Source organism: Mixta sp. Marseille-Q2659 (genome assembly GCF_940807255.1).
Classification (GTDB): Bacteria; Pseudomonadota; Gammaproteobacteria; order Enterobacterales; family Enterobacteriaceae; genus Mixta.
This window is the reverse complement of record NZ_CALNWY010000002.1, coordinates 219,709-235,941: the sequence shown is the minus strand read 5'-3', so window position 1 is coordinate 235,941 and position 16,233 is coordinate 219,709. Positions and strand designations below refer to the sequence as shown.

Annotated in this window: 13 protein-coding genes; 11 read left to right on the top strand and 2 right to left on the bottom strand. The window is 52.3% G+C overall.

Features of this window, described 5'->3' with window-relative positions:
- Positions 1-138 precede the first annotated feature (138 nt).
- From tig to P3C52_RS03110, 8 genes are all read left to right on the top strand, one after another.
- Positions 139-1,443 carry a trigger factor gene (gene tig / locus P3C52_RS03145; RefSeq protein ID WP_275553752.1) on the top strand — a complete coding sequence of 435 codons (1,305 nt, stop codon included), beginning with the start codon at positions 139-141 and terminating at the stop codon, positions 1,441-1,443.
- Between the two features lie 339 nt (positions 1,444-1,782).
- Positions 1,783-2,406 carry an ATP-dependent Clp endopeptidase proteolytic subunit ClpP gene (clpP, locus tag P3C52_RS03140; RefSeq protein ID WP_085067711.1) on the top strand — a complete coding sequence of 208 codons (624 nt, stop codon included), beginning with the start codon at positions 1,783-1,785 and terminating at the stop codon, positions 2,404-2,406.
- 130 nt (positions 2,407-2,536) lie between these two features.
- Positions 2,537-3,811 (top strand): ATP-dependent protease ATP-binding subunit ClpX, encoded by a 1,275-nt coding sequence (clpX, locus tag P3C52_RS03135; RefSeq protein ID WP_085067710.1) that lies wholly within the window; start codon positions 2,537-2,539, stop codon positions 3,809-3,811.
- A gap of 190 nt (positions 3,812-4,001) precedes the next feature.
- Positions 4,002-6,356, top strand: a complete 2,355-nt coding sequence (gene lon / locus P3C52_RS03130) for an endopeptidase La (protein ID WP_275553751.1) — start codon at positions 4,002-4,004, stop codon at positions 6,354-6,356.
- A 213-nt stretch (positions 6,357-6,569) separates the two neighbouring features.
- Positions 6,570-6,842 carry a nucleoid-associated protein HU-beta gene (hupB, locus tag P3C52_RS03125; RefSeq protein WP_038627591.1) on the top strand — a complete coding sequence of 91 codons (273 nt, stop codon included), beginning with the start codon at positions 6,570-6,572 and terminating at the stop codon, positions 6,840-6,842.
- Between the two features lie 246 nt (positions 6,843-7,088).
- Positions 7,089-8,957: a peptidylprolyl isomerase gene (gene ppiD, locus P3C52_RS03120; protein ID WP_275553750.1), complete on the top strand. Its 1,869-nt coding sequence runs from the start codon at positions 7,089-7,091 to the stop codon at positions 8,955-8,957.
- Positions 8,958-9,096: 139 nt separating this feature from the next.
- Positions 9,097-9,510: a helix-hairpin-helix domain-containing protein gene (locus tag P3C52_RS03115; protein ID WP_275553749.1), complete on the top strand. Its 414-nt coding sequence runs from the start codon at positions 9,097-9,099 to the stop codon at positions 9,508-9,510.
- Between the two features lie 109 nt (positions 9,511-9,619).
- Positions 9,620-10,018, top strand: a complete 399-nt coding sequence (locus P3C52_RS03110) for a YbgC/FadM family acyl-CoA thioesterase (protein WP_275553748.1) — start codon at positions 9,620-9,622, stop codon at positions 10,016-10,018.
- Positions 10,019-10,061: 43 nt separating this feature from the next.
- Here P3C52_RS03110 and queC read toward each other — a convergent pair whose 3' ends face one another.
- Together queC and P3C52_RS03100 are read right to left on the bottom strand one after the other, a co-directional pair.
- Positions 10,062-10,757, bottom strand: a complete 696-nt coding sequence (gene queC / locus P3C52_RS03105; RefSeq protein WP_275553747.1) for a 7-cyano-7-deazaguanine synthase QueC — start codon at positions 10,755-10,757, stop codon at positions 10,062-10,064.
- 127 nt (positions 10,758-10,884) lie between these two features.
- Positions 10,885-11,922, bottom strand: coding sequence for a PLP-dependent cysteine synthase family protein (locus P3C52_RS03100; RefSeq protein ID WP_275553774.1), 1,038 nt, complete (start codon positions 11,920-11,922; stop codon positions 10,885-10,887).
- A 116-nt stretch (positions 11,923-12,038) separates the two neighbouring features.
- On the opposite strand from P3C52_RS03100, the gene P3C52_RS03095 reads away from it, so the two are divergent.
- From P3C52_RS03095 to P3C52_RS03085, 3 genes are read left to right on the top strand one after another with little or no spacing between them, the layout of a single operon-like run.
- A complete protein-coding gene (locus P3C52_RS03095; protein ID WP_275553746.1) occupies positions 12,039-12,500 on the top strand; it encodes an Lrp/AsnC family transcriptional regulator in 462 nt (153 codons plus the stop codon).
- Between the two features lie 53 nt (positions 12,501-12,553).
- Positions 12,554-14,332 (top strand): SmdA family multidrug ABC transporter permease/ATP-binding protein, encoded by a 1,779-nt coding sequence (locus P3C52_RS03090; RefSeq protein ID WP_275553745.1) that lies wholly within the window; start codon positions 12,554-12,556, stop codon positions 14,330-14,332.
- Positions 14,325-16,094, top strand: coding sequence for a SmdB family multidrug efflux ABC transporter permease/ATP-binding protein (locus tag P3C52_RS03085; protein WP_275553744.1), 1,770 nt, complete (start codon positions 14,325-14,327; stop codon positions 16,092-16,094). Before P3C52_RS03090 ends, P3C52_RS03085 begins: the two co-directional genes overlap by 8 nt.
- The last annotated feature ends 139 nt before the right edge of the window (positions 16,095-16,233 follow it).

Sequence of the window (16,233 nt, the reverse complement as noted above, 5' to 3'; positions counted from 1 at the left end):
TTTCCGGAATTGCTTCGGGACGCTTCTGGTAACAGGGAATGGGTTCTTCATCAGAAGCCGTCCCGGTTGTTGGATAATGCAGGTATGAGCCTGTGCTATCTGAAGTTGACCGAGCTCGTGATTTTTTGAGGTAACAAGATGCAAGTTTCAGTAGAAACCACTCAGGGCCTGGGCCGTCGCGTTACGATTACTGTCGCTGCTGACAGCATCGAGAGCGCTGTGAAAAAAGAGCTGGTCGAAGTAGCGAAGAAAGTCCGCATTGACGGTTTCCGTAAAGGCAAAGTGCCGATGAGCGTGGTTGCGCAGCGTTACGGCGCCTCTGTTCGTCAGGACGTGCTGGGCGATCTGATGCAGCGCGGCTTTGTTGACGCCATCATCAAAGAGAAAATCAATCCGGCCGGCGCGCCGAATTATGTACCGGGCGAATACAAGCAGGGTGAAGATTTTACTTACTCTGTTGAGTTTGAAGTTTACCCGGAAGTCGAGCTGAAAGGTCTGGAAGCAATCGAAGTTGAAAAACCGGTTGTTGAAGTGACTGACGAAGACGTCGACGCCATGCTGGATACCCTGCGTAAGCAGCAGGCGACCTGGAAAGAAAAAGAAGGTGAAGCGACCGCTGAAGATCGCGTTACCGTTGATTTCACCGGTTCCGTAGATGGCGAAGAGTTTGAAGGCGGCAAAGCGTCTGACTTCGTTCTGGCGATGGGCCAGGGCCGCATGATTCCGGGCTTCGAAGAAGGCGTTGTTGGCCATAAAGCGGGCGACGAATTCACTATCGACGTGAAATTCCCGGAAGATTACCACGCGGAAAACCTGAAAGGTAAAGACGCGAAATTCGCTATCGTGCTGAAGAAAGTTGAAGAGCGCGAGCTGCCGGAACTGACCGAAGAATTCATCAAGCGTTTTGGCGTGGAAGATGGTTCCGTTGCTGGTCTGCGTGCCGAAGTGCGTAAAAACATGGAGCGCGAGCTGAAAGGCGCCGTGCGTAACCGTGTTAAAACGCAGGCAATTGACGGCCTGGTAAAAGCGAACGAAATCGATGTACCTGCTGCCCTGATTGACGGCGAAATCGACGTGCTGCGTCGCCAGGCGGCACAGCGTTTCGGCGGTAACGAAAAACAGGCTCTGGAACTGCCGCGCGAACTGTTCGAAGAGCAGGCAAAACGTCGCGTTGTGGTGGGTCTGCTGCTGGGCGAAGTTATTCGCACCAACGATCTGAAAGCTGACGAAGAGCGCGTAAAAACGCTGATCGAAGAGATGGCTTCTGCCTACGAAGATCCACAGGAAGTGATCGAGTTCTACAGCAAAAACCAGGAGCTGATGAACAATATGCGCAATGTGGCTCTGGAAGAGCAGGCTGTTGAAGCGGTGCTGGAAAAAGCGAAAGTGACTGAGAAAGCTACTAAGTTCCAGGATCTGATGAATCAGACCTCAATGGCTTGATTTTCAAGCGTTAAAAGTTAAAAGCCCGCTGCCGCAAGGAGCGGGCTTTTTATTTATCCCCTTCAGAAAACTCTTTTTGTGTACCTTTTTGGCTAATTAAGCGTCTGGTTATTCGCTATGATGCTATTCCGGGTTAGCGATTGAAGAAAACGTTGTTATGCTTGAAACAACGGGCGAGTGCCCCCAAATAGTTTTCCGAATATCGTGAAAAGTGAAAGGCTGGCTGATTAACCGTCCGGATAGCGTCGGAGAGTGGCAACGTGAAGCATGGTTTTCATGTTCTCACTTAAGTAGAATCGGTACAGAGTGTTGCCAATGAAATTTATCCAGGAGACGGTAATGTCATACAATGGCGAACGTGAATTTTCCGCACCGAATATGGCGCTGGTGCCAATGGTGGTCGAACAAACCTCGCGCGGCGAGCGTTCTTACGACATTTATTCCCGCCTGTTAAAAGAGCGCGTCATTTTCCTTACCGGTCAGGTTGAAGATCATATGGCGAACCTGATTGTGGCCCAGATGCTGTTTCTGGAAGCGGAAAACCCGGAAAAAGATATCTATCTGTACATCAACTCGCCGGGCGGCGTGATTACCGCCGGTATGTCGATTTACGATACCATGAAGTTTATTAAGCCGGATGTCAGCACCATCTGTATGGGGCAGGCTTGCTCAATGGGTGCATTCCTGTTGACGGCGGGTACGAAAGGTAAGCGTTATTGCCTGCCTAACTCCCGTGTCATGATTCACCAGCCGCTGGGCGGCTACCAGGGCCAGGCGACAGATATTGAAATTCATGCGCGTGAAATTCTTAAAGTCAAACAGCGCATGAACGAATTGATGGCGGAGCATACCGGTAAATCGCTTGAGCAGATCGAGCGTGACACCGAGCGTGACCGCTTCCTCTCGGCGAGTGAAGCGGTAGAATACGGCTTAGTCGATTCTATTCTTACGCACCGCCAATAAGACTCCAACCCGCAGCATGCGCTATAGTTAGTGCGAATAGCAGGTGAAGAGTGGCTACGAATGAGGGCAGTCAGTCTGGCTGCCATCGCCGCAGTAAATTGCGGACGAGGATAAATGAAGAGGTTAGCTGATGACAGATAAGCGCAAAGACGGTTCAGGAAAGCTGCTGTACTGCTCTTTTTGCGGTAAAAGCCAGCATGAAGTGCGCAAGCTGATTGCCGGGCCGTCAGTGTATATCTGCGACGAATGTGTTGATTTATGTAATGACATCATTCGCGAAGAGATAAAAGAAGTCGCGCCGCATCGTGAGCGTAGCGCATTGCCGACTCCGCATGAAATTCGCCATCATCTTGACGATTATGTTATCGGTCAGGAAAGGGCGAAAAAAGTGCTGGCGGTAGCGGTGTATAACCACTACAAGCGCCTGCGCAACGGCGATACCAGCAACGGCATTGAGCTGGGCAAAAGTAATATTCTGCTGATTGGCCCGACCGGTAGCGGTAAAACTTTACTGGCGGAAACGCTGGCGCGTCTGCTCGATGTGCCTTTCACCATGGCGGATGCCACAACGTTGACCGAAGCGGGTTACGTGGGTGAAGACGTAGAGAATATTATCCAGAAATTGCTGCAGAAATGTGACTACGACGTGCAGAAAGCACAGCGTGGCATCGTCTACATCGATGAAATTGATAAGATTTCTCGTAAATCCGACAATCCGTCGATTACGCGTGACGTTTCCGGTGAAGGCGTGCAGCAGGCATTGCTGAAACTGATTGAAGGCACGGTTGCAGCCGTACCGCCGCAGGGCGGACGTAAACATCCGCAGCAGGAATTTTTGCAGGTTGATACCTCGAAAATTCTGTTTATCTGCGGCGGCGCGTTTGCCGGACTGGATAAGGTCATTTCCCAGCGCGTGGAAACCGGCTCCGGTATCGGTTTTGGCGCGACGGTAAAAGGCAAATCGCAGAAAGCGTCCGAAGGCCAACTACTGGAGCAGGTAGAGCCGGAAGATCTGATCAAATTTGGTCTGATTCCTGAGTTTATCGGTCGTTTGCCGGTTGTGGCAACGCTGAATGAACTGAGCGAAGAGGCACTGATCCAGATCCTGCGCGAGCCGAAAAACGCCCTGACCAAACAGTATCAGGCGTTGTTCAACCTGGAAGGCGTTGAGCTGGAATTCCGTGACGAAGCGCTGACGGCAATTGCACAGAAAGCGATGTCGCGTAAAACCGGCGCTCGTGGCCTGCGTTCTATCGTAGAAGCCGCGCTGCTGGATACCATGTACGATCTGCCTTCAATGGATGACGTAGAAAAAGTGGTGATTGATGAGTCCGTTATAGAAGGACAGTCAAAGCCGATGCTGATCTACGGAACGCATGAAGCGCAGCAGGCGTCTGGCGAATAATTAGTCAGCGCAACCAGTAAGTTAAGTTAATAAAGGGGGAATTTATTCCCCTTTTGTTTTTCTCACGCCACGGACGTTGAATGTCTGGCAAACATCCCCATATACTCAAATACCTGTGGGTTCCCTGGCACATAGCCTGCACTATGCGGTACCCATCACCTGGCGGACTTTAAACATAAGAGAGAGCTCTATGAATCCTGAGCGTTCTGAACGCATTGAAATCCCTGTGTTGCCATTGCGCGACGTAGTGGTTTATCCGCACATGGTAATTCCGTTGTTTGTTGGTCGGGAAAAATCGATTCGGTGCCTCGAAGCCGCAATGGATCACGATAAAAAGATCATGCTGGTAGCACAGAAAGAGGCTTCAACGGATGAACCTGGCATTAACGATCTCTTCTCTGTAGGGACCGTTTCCTCTATTTTGCAGATGCTGAAACTGCCGGACGGCACGGTTAAAGTGCTGGTTGAGGGTTTACAGCGGGCACGTATTACTCAGCTTGCCGATAACGGCGAGCATTTTACCGCCCAGGCGGAATACCTGGCTTCTCCAGAAATTGAAGAACGTGAGCAGGAAGTGCTGGTACGCACCGCCATCAACCAGTTTGAAGGCTATATCAAGCTCAACAAAAAAATTCCTCCGGAAGTTTTGACGTCGCTGAACAGCATTGATGATGCTGCCCGTCTGGCTGATACCGTGGCGGCGCATATGCCGTTGAAACTGGCTGATAAACAGTCGGTACTGGAAATGTCCGACGTCAATGAGCGTCTGGAATATCTGATGGCGATGATGGAATCGGAAATCGACCTGTTACAGGTTGAGAAACGGATCCGTAATCGCGTTAAAAAACAGATGGAAAAAAGCCAGCGCGAATACTATCTGAATGAGCAAATGAAGGCGATTCAGAAAGAATTGGGCGAAATGGACGATGCGCCGGACGAGTATGAAGCGCTGAAGCGTAAGATCGACGCGTCAAAAATGCCGAAAGAAGCGCGTGAAAAAGCGGAAGCAGAACTGCAAAAGCTGAAAATGATGTCGCCAATGTCAGCGGAAGCAACCGTTGTTCGCGGCTATATCGAATGGATGGTGCAGGTTCCGTGGAACGAGCGCAGCAAGGTTAAGAAAGATCTGCGCAAAGCGCAGGAGACGCTGGATACCGATCATTACGGCCTGGAGCGCGTTAAAGATCGTATTCTGGAATATCTGGCAGTACAGAGCCGCGTCAATAAAATCAAAGGCCCGATTCTGTGTCTGGTTGGACCGCCGGGCGTCGGTAAAACCTCGCTGGGTCAGTCCATCGCGAAAGCCACCGGCCGTAAATATGTTCGTATGGCGCTGGGCGGCGTGCGCGATGAAGCGGAAATCCGCGGGCATCGACGCACCTATATCGGCTCCATGCCGGGCAAGCTGATTCAGAAGATGGCGAAAGTCGGCGTGAAGAACCCGCTGTTCCTGTTGGATGAAATTGACAAAATGTCATCCGATATGCGCGGCGATCCGGCATCTGCGCTGCTGGAAGTGCTGGATCCTGAGCAGAACGTCGCTTTTAACGATCACTATCTGGAAGTGGATTACGACCTTTCCGATGTGATGTTCGTCGCGACCTCTAACTCAATGAATATCCCGGCGCCACTGCTGGATCGTATGGAAGTGATTCGTCTTTCCGGCTACACCGAAGATGAAAAGCTGAATATCGCCAAACAGCATCTGCTGCCGAAACAGATTGAGCGTAACGCGCTAAAAGCCAATGAAATCAGCGTGGATGATAGCGCGATTGTCGGCATTATTCGTTACTACACGCGTGAAGCGGGCGTGCGTAGCCTGGAACGTGAACTCTCCAAGCTGTGCCGTAAAGCGGTAAAAGCGCTGCTGCTGGATAAAAACCTGAAGCACATTGAGATCAACGGCGACAACCTGAAAGATTTCCTTGGCGTACAGCGTTTCGACTATGGGCGCGCCGACAGCGAAAACCGTGTCGGCCAGGTCACAGGCCTGGCGTGGACCGAAGTGGGCGGCGATCTGCTGACCATTGAAACGGCATGCGTACCGGGCAAAGGCAAACTTTCCTACACCGGTTCGCTGGGCGAAGTAATGCAGGAATCTATTCAGGCTGCGCTGACCGTAGTGCGTGCGCGTGCTGAGAAGCTGGGCATTAACAGCGACTTCTACGAAAAACGTGATATACACGTACACGTACCGGAAGGCGCGACGCCGAAAGATGGCCCAAGCGCCGGGATCGCGATGTGTACCGCCCTGGTTTCCTGTCTGACCGGCAATCCGGTTCGTGCGGATGTCGCAATGACCGGTGAAATCACGCTGCGCGGTCAGGTTCTGCCTATCGGCGGTCTGAAAGAGAAACTGCTTGCTGCGCATCGCGGTGGTATTAAAACGGTATTGATTCCAGACGACAATAAACGCGATCTGGAAGAAATTCCGGAAAATGTATTGGCCGATTTGGACATCCATCCGGTAAAACGTATCGAAGATGTGCTGACGCTAGCGTTGCAAAACGCGCCTTCTGGCATGCAGGTCGCCACGGCAAAATAGTGACTCACGACAAAATCGGTTAAAAAGCGTAGCTGGCAAGTCAAATGGGACTTGCCAGCTTTTTTTTGTGCCGCTAATTTAGATGGCTGTTGAAACAGCGACCCAGAGAATTCCCGTTGTTTCGGCTCAACAACCTTGATATAACTGGCTGCGCGTTCGCACCTGGCTGGAAGCCGACTGCGATAGTGAATAATAAAAGAGGGGATGAATAGAGTGAATAAGTCACAATTGATCGACAAAATTGCCGCAGACGCTGATATTTCTAAAGCGGCAGCAGGACGTGTTTTAGATGCTTTTATTGGTTCGGTTTCTGATTCTCTGAAATCAGGCGAAGAAGTGGCCCTGGTTGGCTTTGGCACGTTTTCTGTACGTGAGCGTTCAGAACGCACTGGCCGTAACCCGCAGACGGGTAAAGAAATTACCATTCCGGCAAGCAAAGTTCCTGGCTTCCGTGCAGGTAAAGCGCTGAAAGACGCAGTGAACTGATTACAGTCGGACTCCATTAAAGCAATTTCTTCGGTGGAGTGAGGACTGATAATGCGTTCTCATGTAACATACGGGCACATCAGATTATTGATGTGCCTTTTTTATTCTGCGGGTGACAAACGTCAGCGGCGGATGTCAGAGCAGGGTCAGGCACTGTCAGCCTGAAAAGCAGCAACGCGCACGCCTGCAGGGATAGGGCGCCAGCGTGAGGTTTACATTCACACTACAGCGGAGTGTTGTCATACCATGATGGACAATTTACGTGCGGCGTCGAATCATGTCGTACTCAAGATTATTCTGGGACTGATTATCCTGTCATTTGTGCTGACCGGCGTCGGCAACTATCTGATCGGCGGTAACGGCGATTACGCCGCCAAAGTTAACGGACAAGAGATCAGTCGCGCGCAGTTGGATCGCGCTTTTAACAACGAACGCAGCCGTCAGCAGCAGATGCTGGGTGAGCAGTTCTCCCAGCTGGCGGGCAATGCGGGCTATATGCAGCAGATTCGTCAGCAGGCGCTTTCTCAGCTGGTGGATGAAATGCTGCTCGATCAGTATGCGAAAGAGCTAAAGCTGGCAATTAGCGACGAGCAGATCAAACAGGCCATCTTTAGCCAGCCCGCGTTCCAGACCGACGGTAAATTTGATAACACCAAATATCTGGGCCTGATTAACAGCATGGGCTTTTCCGCCGATCAGTATGCGGAAGCGCTGCGCAAGCAGCTGACCACTCAGCAGCTGATCTCCGCTATTGCCGGGACTGATTTTACCCTGAGCGGTGAAGCGGATGCGCTGGCGGCACTGGTTTCCCAGCAACGCGTAGTACGTCAGGCGACGCTGAATGTGGACGCGCTGGCAGCTAAACAGCAGGTTAGCGATGACGAAATTAAAAACTATTATGCTCAGCATAAAAACAGCTTTCTGGCACCGGAGCAGTTCCGCGTAAGCTATATCAAGCTGGACGCGGCGAACATGCAGCAAACTGCCAGCGAAGCGGACATTGAGGACTGGTATGCGCAGCACAAAGCGGACTATGTTCAGCCGCAGCGTAATCGCTACAGCATTATTCAGTTGAAAAATGAGGCTGACGCACAGGCGGTTCTGGAGCAGCTGAAGCAGGGCGCGGATTTTGCTGCGCTGGCAAAAGAAAAATCCGCCGATCCTATTTCCGCACGTCAGGGCGGCGACATGGGCTGGCTGGAACCTTCGACGACACCGGATGAGCTGAAAAATGCCAGGCTGACCAGCAAAGGCCAGCTGTCAGGCGTGGTTAAATCTTCCGTTGGCTTCCTGATTGTACGTCTGGATGATATCCAGCCTGAGCAGGTTAAACCGCTGGCTGAAGTCCATAATGCGATTGCTGAAAAAGTGAAACAGGAAAAAGCGCTGGACGCTTACTATAAGCTTCAGCAAAAAGTCAGCGATGCGGCCAGTAATGATAACGAATCTTTAGCCAGCGCAGAGCAGGCGGCGGGCGTTAAAGCCGTTGAAACCGACTGGTTTGGCCGCGATAACATTCCAGAAGCATTAAACTTCAAACCGGTTGAAGAGGCGATCTTTAACGGTAACCTGGTGGGTGAAAACGGCACGCCGGGCAGCAACTCCGATATGATCACCGTTGAGGGCGATCGCGCCTTTATCCTGCGCGTAACCGAGCATAAGCCGGAAGCGATTAAAACGCTGGATGAAGTAAAAGAGCAAATTACCGGACTGTTGAAGCACAATAAAGCGGTAGCGCAGGCTAAAGCGCAGGCGGATAAGATCCTTGCGGATCTGAAAGCAGGCAAACAGGATGCGCTGAAGGCGGCAGGCCTGACGTTTGGTGAGGCGAAAACCTTCTCGCGTAACGATCGTGATGCGGTGGTTCAGTCCGTATTCGCACTGGCGCAGCCGCAGGCGGGTAAACCGGTATATGGCACCAGTGAAGATATGCAGGGCAATATTGTGCTGCTGGCGCTGGATGAAGTAAAAGCGGGCAACCTGCCTGAGGCGCAGAAAAACGCGATGGCGCAGGGCGTAGCCCAGAACAATGCGCAGATCGCCTTCGACGCACTGCTGAGCAACCTGCGTAAAGCCGCAAAAATTAAGTACGGCGCTGCGGTTCAAATGCAGTAAATGCCGCATAAATAATGTAACCCGCTGCAAATTCAAAGGCCGCTTTCGCGGCCTTTTCCACATTCTTTCTTTGCCTTTTGTATTGATAAAAGCCTGCCTTTACTGTTGCTCCTGCTGTTACACACAAGGAGGAATCAGCATGCAAAAACATTTTCTTTCGGCGCTCTGCCTGTCACTTTCTATGGGCGCATTCTGCTGGGCGACAGCGGTCCCGGCGTCGCTGGCGGCGTCGGAATCGGTTAACGGCGCGACAAGTAGCGCCGTTAAAACGCAAAAAAGTGATGCAGCGTCAGGTGGCCCACTTAAGCAAATCACTGAACCAACAAATGCAGGCAACACTAAGCCGCAGGCCGCAGAAACGATGGTCAGCATTAACAGTGCATCGGCACAAGAGCTGGCTGCGGTAATGAATGGGATTGGTATAAAAAAAGCGGAGGCGATTGTCAGCTACCGGGAACAGTTCGGCCCCTTTACTGAACTGGAACAGTTAAAAGAGGTGCCGGGTATCGGCAGCGCATTGGTAGAGCGTAATTTATCGCGTCTGAAATTGTGATCCTGTTCCCAGCGATAATCACAATCATCACAGGCAGAGTACGCCACTGCTAATCTGTAAGAGGTCATACCAGATGGTATGGTCTCTTATAATATTAAGGCAAGGCGCTATGCAGACTCAGATAAAAGTACGTGGTTATCATCTCGATGTTTATCAACATGTTAACAATGCGAGATACCTGGAGTTTCTGGAGGAGGCCCGCTGGGAATGGCTGGAGAAAATGGATGCTTTTCAATGGATGATAGAAAACCATCTGGCTTTCGTCGTAGTGAACATCAATATTAACTATCGACGGCCGGCAGTGCTGGGGGACGTTCTGTGTATTACCAGTCGGTTAATGCAGCTGAACGGAAAAAGTGGCGTTATCGCTCAGGATATTATGCTACAGGAAGAGGGTTCAGCCATTGCCGATGCGACGCTAACTTTCGTTTGTATCGATCTGCGCACGCAAAAAGCGTTGCCTGTGGAAGGAGAGTTGCGTACCCGAATGGAGTCATTGTTTAACTAATTAACCAGCCGGGCAGGTTCCCGGCTGGTTAAATGCCGCTCGCTTAGCGTAAACCGGTTTTCTTCTTCATGCTCTGCATAACGGCTACGGTATCTTCCTGATAGTTTTTAAGTCCGTTAGCGCGCAGGTGGCAGGCAGCACACTCGCCACAGCCGTCGCCCTTGATGCCGTTGTAACAGGTCAGCGTGTCCTGACGAACGAGAGAGAGCTGCTGCCAGTAATCGGCTAAAGCCCAGGTCTCTGCTTTGTTCAGCCACATTAACGGTGTTTCAAAACGTACCTGACGCGCCATACCCAGTTCAACGGCATGGTTTAAGGCTTTAACAAATTCGTCGCGACAATCGGGATAGCCAGAAAAATCGGTTTCGCAAACACCGGTAATCACCGCTTCAGCTTCAACCTGGTAAGCGTAAATTGAGGCCAGCGTAAGGAAGAGAATGTTTCGTCCTGGCACAAAGGTGCTGGGCAATCCGCTGGCGTTAGCATCATACTCAGGCACCGGAATGTTATCGCGTGTCAGGCTGCTGATAGCCAGCTCATTAAGTAACGTGACGTCCAGCACTTTGTGCGCGCGTGCGCCAAGGCGTAATGCCAGTTCACGCGCCACATCGATCTCCTGACGATGGCGCTGCCCGTAGTCAAAGGTAACGCAGTGAACTTCATCATATTGCGCCAGCGCCTGAATCAGGCAGGTGGTAGAGTCTTGCCCACCGCTGAAAACTACAACTGCTCGTTTCATTTTTTAGCCTTACTGATCTCACTGGCGCCTATGGTAATGCCTGAGACGCCGGAAAGGTAGCCTGAACGAAGCAGGAAAGGCTGTTGCTGCCGCTCTTACTGTTGCGGAAAGCGTTAATCGGTACGGATTAGAGCTGTAGCTGCGCCAGCCAGGGGTTAAGATCGCCCACCTGGTTTTCGACCCACTGGGCATCGTACCAGGTATCAAGGTAGCGCTCGCCGCTGTCGCACAGCAGCGTCACAATAGCGCCTTGCTGATTCTGCTGACGCATACGCTGGGCAACCTGTAACGCGCCCCAGAAATTGGTGCCGGTAGAGGCGCCGGGTTTCCTGCCGAGGATCTGCTCCAAATAGTGCATTGCGGCGGCGGAGGCGGCATCGGGCACGCGCATTATTTCGTCGATAACGTCAGGTATAAATGAGGGCTCGACGCGGGGACGGCCAATGCCTTCGATACGGCTGCCGCTGACGCTGCGTAATGACGCATCGCGCGTATGCCAGTAATCATGAAAGACCGAGTTTTCTGGATCGACAATCAGCAGGCGCGTTGCATGGCCCTGATACCGTAAATAGCGACCAATGGTCGCCGAAGTTCCGCCGGTGCCGGCAGCCATCACAATGGTTTCCGGCACCGGGAAGGGTTCGCTGGCCATCTGCCGAAAAATACTGTCGGCAATATTATTATTGCCGCGCCAGTCGGTCGCCCGCTCGGCATAGGTAAACTGATCCATAAAGTGGCCGTTAAGATCGCGCGCCAGCCGCTCGGACTCTTCATAAATAGCGCAAGGATCCTGTACGAAATGGCATTGCCCGCCATAAAAAGCGATTTGCTCTACTTTGCGTTTGGCTGTACTGGCGGGCATGACGGCGATAAAAGGCAGGCCGAGCAGACGGGCAAAATAAGCTTCAGAAACGGCGGTGCTGCCGGATGAGGCTTCAATAATCGGGGTTCCCTCCTGGATCCAGCCGTTGCTCAGGCCATACAAAAAGAGTGACCGAGCCAGCCGGTGCTTCAAGCTGCCGGTTGGATGGGTACTTTCATCCTTGAGGTAAAACCAGATGCCCGGAAACTGAGGCAGCGTAAAACGAATCAGGTGCGTTTCAGCAGAACGCTGAAAATCCGCATTGATTTCATTGATGGCATACTTTACCCACTGGCTGTTCATCATCTTTTCTCCCTAATCCTAAGCGTGAAAAGAATACGGCATCCAGCGGAAAAAAAGTTTGCCTAATTTCCTGTATAATGGCCTTTATGTAGCAAGATTTTCTCCAGAGGAAGCGGATGTTAGATAAAATCGATCGTAAATTGCTGGCCTTGTTGCAAAAGGACTGCACGTTATCGCTACAGGCGCTGGCGGATGCGGTCAATCTCACCACAACGCCTTGCTGGAAACGGCTGAAAAAGCTGGAGGACGACGGCATTATTCGGGGCCGCGTGGCGCTACTGGATAGTGAAAAACTGGGGCTGGGGCTGACCGCGTTTATGTTAATTAAAACGCAACAGCATAACCGCCAGTGGTATCAGGAGTTTGTTGACGTGGTACAAAACCTGCCAGAAGTAATGGCGTTTTATCGTATGGCGGGCGAGTATGACTACCTGTTACGTATCCAGGTGGCTGATATGAAACAGTATGATGCGCTTTATAAACGTTTGGTCAATGGCGTCAGCGGTTTGATCGACGTGACCTCAAGCTTTGCCATGGAGGAGATTAAATACACCACGGCATTGCCTGTTGAATCCTGATTTTTCCCGCAGCCTCTGCAGGCTGGTCATTTAACCATGCAGGACAATTTTTTGTGCGATTGTTTAGCCAGTTAAGTTGGTATTTTCTCCGTGAATGGCGTCGTTATCTCGGCGCGGTTTCCCTGTTGATCCTGATTGCGATTTTGCAGCTGCTGCCGCCTAAAATCGTCGGCATCATTGTTGATGGCGTGACCCGCCAGCATCTGGACAGCAGCACAATCATGATGTGGATCGCTATTATGCTGGTCACCGCGCTGGTGGTTTATCTGCTGCGTTATGTCTGGCGCGTTTTGCTGTTTGGTGCTTCTTATCAGCTGGCGGTGGAACTGCGTGAAGACTTTTACCGCCAGCTCAGCCGACAGCACCCAGAATTTTATCTGCGCCACCGCACCGGCGACCTTATTGCTCGTGCCACTAATGATGTCGATCGCGTGGTCTTCGCCGCTGGCGAAGGCGTGTTAACGCTGGTGGATTCACTGGTGATGGGCTGCGCGGTACTGATTGTGATGAGTACGCAAATCAGCTGGCAGCTTACGCTGCTGGCACTGGTGCCGATGCCAATTATGGCACTGATGATCAAGCGTTACGGCTCACAGCTGCACCAGCGTTTTAAACTGGCACAGGCGGCTTTTTCCTCGCTTAACGATCAGGCGCAGGAAAGCCTGACCAGTATTCGCATGGTAAAAGCCTTCGGCCTGGAAAATCATCAATCCCGGCAGTTCTCGGCGATTGCGGCCGACGCTGGCGAAAAAAATCTGCGCGTGGCGCGGGTGGATGCCCGTTTCGATCCCACAATCTATATCGCCATTGGCTTATCCAATCTGCTGGCTATCGGCGGCGGCAGCTGGCTGGTCTGGCATCAACAGATGACGCTGGGGCAGCTAACCAGCTTCGTTATGTATTTGGGTCTGATGATCTGGCCCATGCTGGCGCTGGCGTGGATGTTTAATATTGTTGAGCGCGGAAGCGCAGCCTGGAGCCGCATTCGCGCATTGCTTTCAGAAGCGCCTGCGGTTGAAGATGGCAGCAAAATATTGCCGGAAGGACGCGGCGTGCTACAGGTGGCGATTCGCGAATTCTGCTATCCGGGTAGCCAGCAACCTACGCTGCGCAGTCTTAACGTTAATCTTAAGCCTGGACAGATGCTGGGCCTTTGCGGGCCGACCGGCGCCGGTAAAAGCACGCTGTTAAGCCTTATACAGCGCCATTTCGATATTTCTCAGGGCGATATTCGCTACCACGGCATTCCATTACCCCAGCTGCGCATTGACAGCTGGCGCAGCAGACTGGCGGTGGTTAACCAGACGCCTTTCCTGTTTTCCGATACGGTCGCCAACAATATTGCCTTAGGACGACCGGGTGCCAGCCGTGATGACATTGAGCAGGCGGCGAAGCTGGCGAGCGTTCATGAAGATATTTTGCGCCTGCCACAGGGATATGAAACCGAGGTTGGCGAGCGCGGCGTGATGCTTTCCGGTGGTCAAAAACAGCGTATCTCTATTGCCCGCGCTTTGCTCCTGAATGCTGAAGTGCTGGTGCTGGACGATGCGCTCTCGGCGGTAGATGGCCGTACTGAACATCAGATACTGCATAACCTGCGCAACTGGGGGCAGGGACGTACGGTAATTATCAGCGCGCATCGTCTCTCGGCGTTGACAGAGGCCAGTGAAATATTGGTATTGCAGCAGGGCATTGTGGCGCAGCGCGGCGATCATTATGCTCTGCTGGAACAGGATGGATGGTATCGCGATATGTACCGCTATCAACAGCTGGAGGCGGCGCTAAACGAGGACGAGGTTAATCCCAGCAACGAGGAGAACGCCGGTGGCTGATACTAAAAAACTCTGGCCGACGTTAAAAAGATTACTTTCCTACGGCAAACCCTGGCGCAAAGCGCTGTCGCTGGCGGTGGCTATGCTGTGGATCGCTGCGGCCGCCGAAGTGTTAGGGCCAGTACTGATAGGCTATTTTATCGATCATTTAGTGGCGCGGCACTCGATGCCCATTGGGCTGGCTGCTGGTTTAGCCTGCGCTTATATTCTGCTTCAGGTATTGGCTGCGCTGCTGCATTACTGGCAAGCGTTACTGTTTAATCAGGCCGCGGTTGGTGTGGTGCAGCGCTTGCGATCGGACGTTATGGATGCTGCGCTGCGTCAGCCGCTCAGCGCCTTTGATATGCAACCGGTGGGACAGATTATTTCACGCGTAACCAATGATACAGAGGTCATAAAAGATTTATGGGTTACCGTGGTGGCGACGGTGCTGCGCAGCGCAGCGCTGATAGGTGCAATGTTGGTCGCTATGTTTAGCCTGGACTGGCGCATGGCGCTGGTTGCGGTAGCCATCTTCCCGTTGGTACTAGTCGTGATGTTAATTTATCAACGCTACAGTACCCCTATTGTGCGCCGGGTTCGCAGCTATCTGGCTGATATCAACAACGGCTTTAACGAAGTGATTAACGGCATGAGCGTTATCCAACAGTTTCGCCAGCAGGCAAGATTTGGCGAGCGAATCGGAGAGGCGAGCCGTTCGCATTATCTGGCGCGCATGGAAACCTTACGGCTGGATGGTTTTTTACTGCGTCCTCTGCTTAGCCTGTTTTCGGCCGCTATCCTGTGCGGGTTGCTGATGCTGTTTAGTTTCTCCTCCACAGGCATGTTTGAAGTCGGTGTGCTGTACGCCTTTATCAGCTATCTGGGGCGCCTTAATGAACCGCTTATTGAGCTGACCACCCAGCAATCGATGCTTCAGCAGGCCATTGTTGCCGGCGAGCGTATCTTTGAAATGATGGATGCGCCGCGTCAGCAGTATGGCAGCGAGCAGCAACCGTTACAGAGCGGACGCATCGATATTGAGCATCTCAGCTTTGCCTATCGTGACGGGCGTAATGTGCTGGAAGATATTTCACTTCAGGTGCCCGCGCGCAGTTTTGTCGCGTTGGTCGGCCATACCGGTAGCGGTAAAAGCACGCTTGCCAGCCTGTTAATGGGCTACTATCCGGTGAAGCAGGGCCGTATCGCGCTGGATGGCCGACCGCTGGAACAGCTTAGTCATCAGGTGCTGCGTCAGGGCATAGCCATGGTGCAGCAGGATCCAGTGGTGCTGGCTGATACCTTTTTTGCTAACGTCACGTTGGGACGCGACATTAGCGAGCAAAAGGTATGGCAAGTGCTGGAAACCGTTCAACTGGCAGAACTGGCGCGAGGTCTGACCGACGGCATTTATACGCGGTTGGGTGAGCAGGGCAATAACCTGTCGGTAGGGCAGAAACAGCTGCTGGCGCTGGCGCGCGTGTTGGTCGCCGAGCCGCAAATCCTTATTCTTGATGAGGCGACGGCAAATATTGACTCAGGTACCGAGCAGGCGATTCAGCTCGCTTTGCGCGAGGTCCGCAAAAAAACCACGCTGGTAGTGATCGCGCATCGTCTCTCTACCATTACTGAAGCCGATACGATTTTAGTATTGCATCGGGGCCAGGCGGTGGAACGCGGCACGCATCACCAACTGCTGGCGCAGCAGGGCCGCTATTGGCAGATGTATCAGCTACAACAGGCGGGCAGTGTACTGGCAGCGGGCAGTGCTGTAGAGGCCTGACGCTTTTTTGCACCACATTCAGGCGCACTTATCAGAATGTTCCCTATAAATGCACGCTAAAGCATCATAACGCACCTTAACGGTGCGTTTTTTTCTGCCCGTACTATTGCTGTTTCTCCGACCTTTCTTCCCCGCTTGC

Coding starts and splice junctions, on each gene's coding strand:
- P3C52_RS03100 (WP_275553774.1), bottom strand. CDS start 11,922: ATGAACAGCCAGTGGGTAAAGTATGCCATCAATGAAATCAATGCGGAT.
- tig (WP_275553752.1), top strand. CDS start 139: ATGCAAGTTTCAGTAGAAACCACTCAGGGCCTGGGCCGTCGCGTTACG.
- clpX (WP_085067710.1), top strand. CDS start 2,537: ATGACAGATAAGCGCAAAGACGGTTCAGGAAAGCTGCTGTACTGCTCT.
- P3C52_RS03110 (WP_275553748.1), top strand. CDS start 9,620: ATGCAGACTCAGATAAAAGTACGTGGTTATCATCTCGATGTTTATCAA.
- P3C52_RS03115 (WP_275553749.1), top strand. CDS start 9,097: ATGCAAAAACATTTTCTTTCGGCGCTCTGCCTGTCACTTTCTATGGGC.
- clpP (WP_085067711.1), top strand. CDS start 1,783: ATGTCATACAATGGCGAACGTGAATTTTCCGCACCGAATATGGCGCTG.
- queC (WP_275553747.1), bottom strand. CDS start 10,757: ATGAAACGAGCAGTTGTAGTTTTCAGCGGTGGGCAAGACTCTACCACC.
- lon (WP_275553751.1), top strand. CDS start 4,002: ATGAATCCTGAGCGTTCTGAACGCATTGAAATCCCTGTGTTGCCATTG.
- ppiD (WP_275553750.1), top strand. CDS start 7,089: ATGATGGACAATTTACGTGCGGCGTCGAATCATGTCGTACTCAAGATT.
- P3C52_RS03095 (WP_275553746.1), top strand. CDS start 12,039: ATGTTAGATAAAATCGATCGTAAATTGCTGGCCTTGTTGCAAAAGGAC.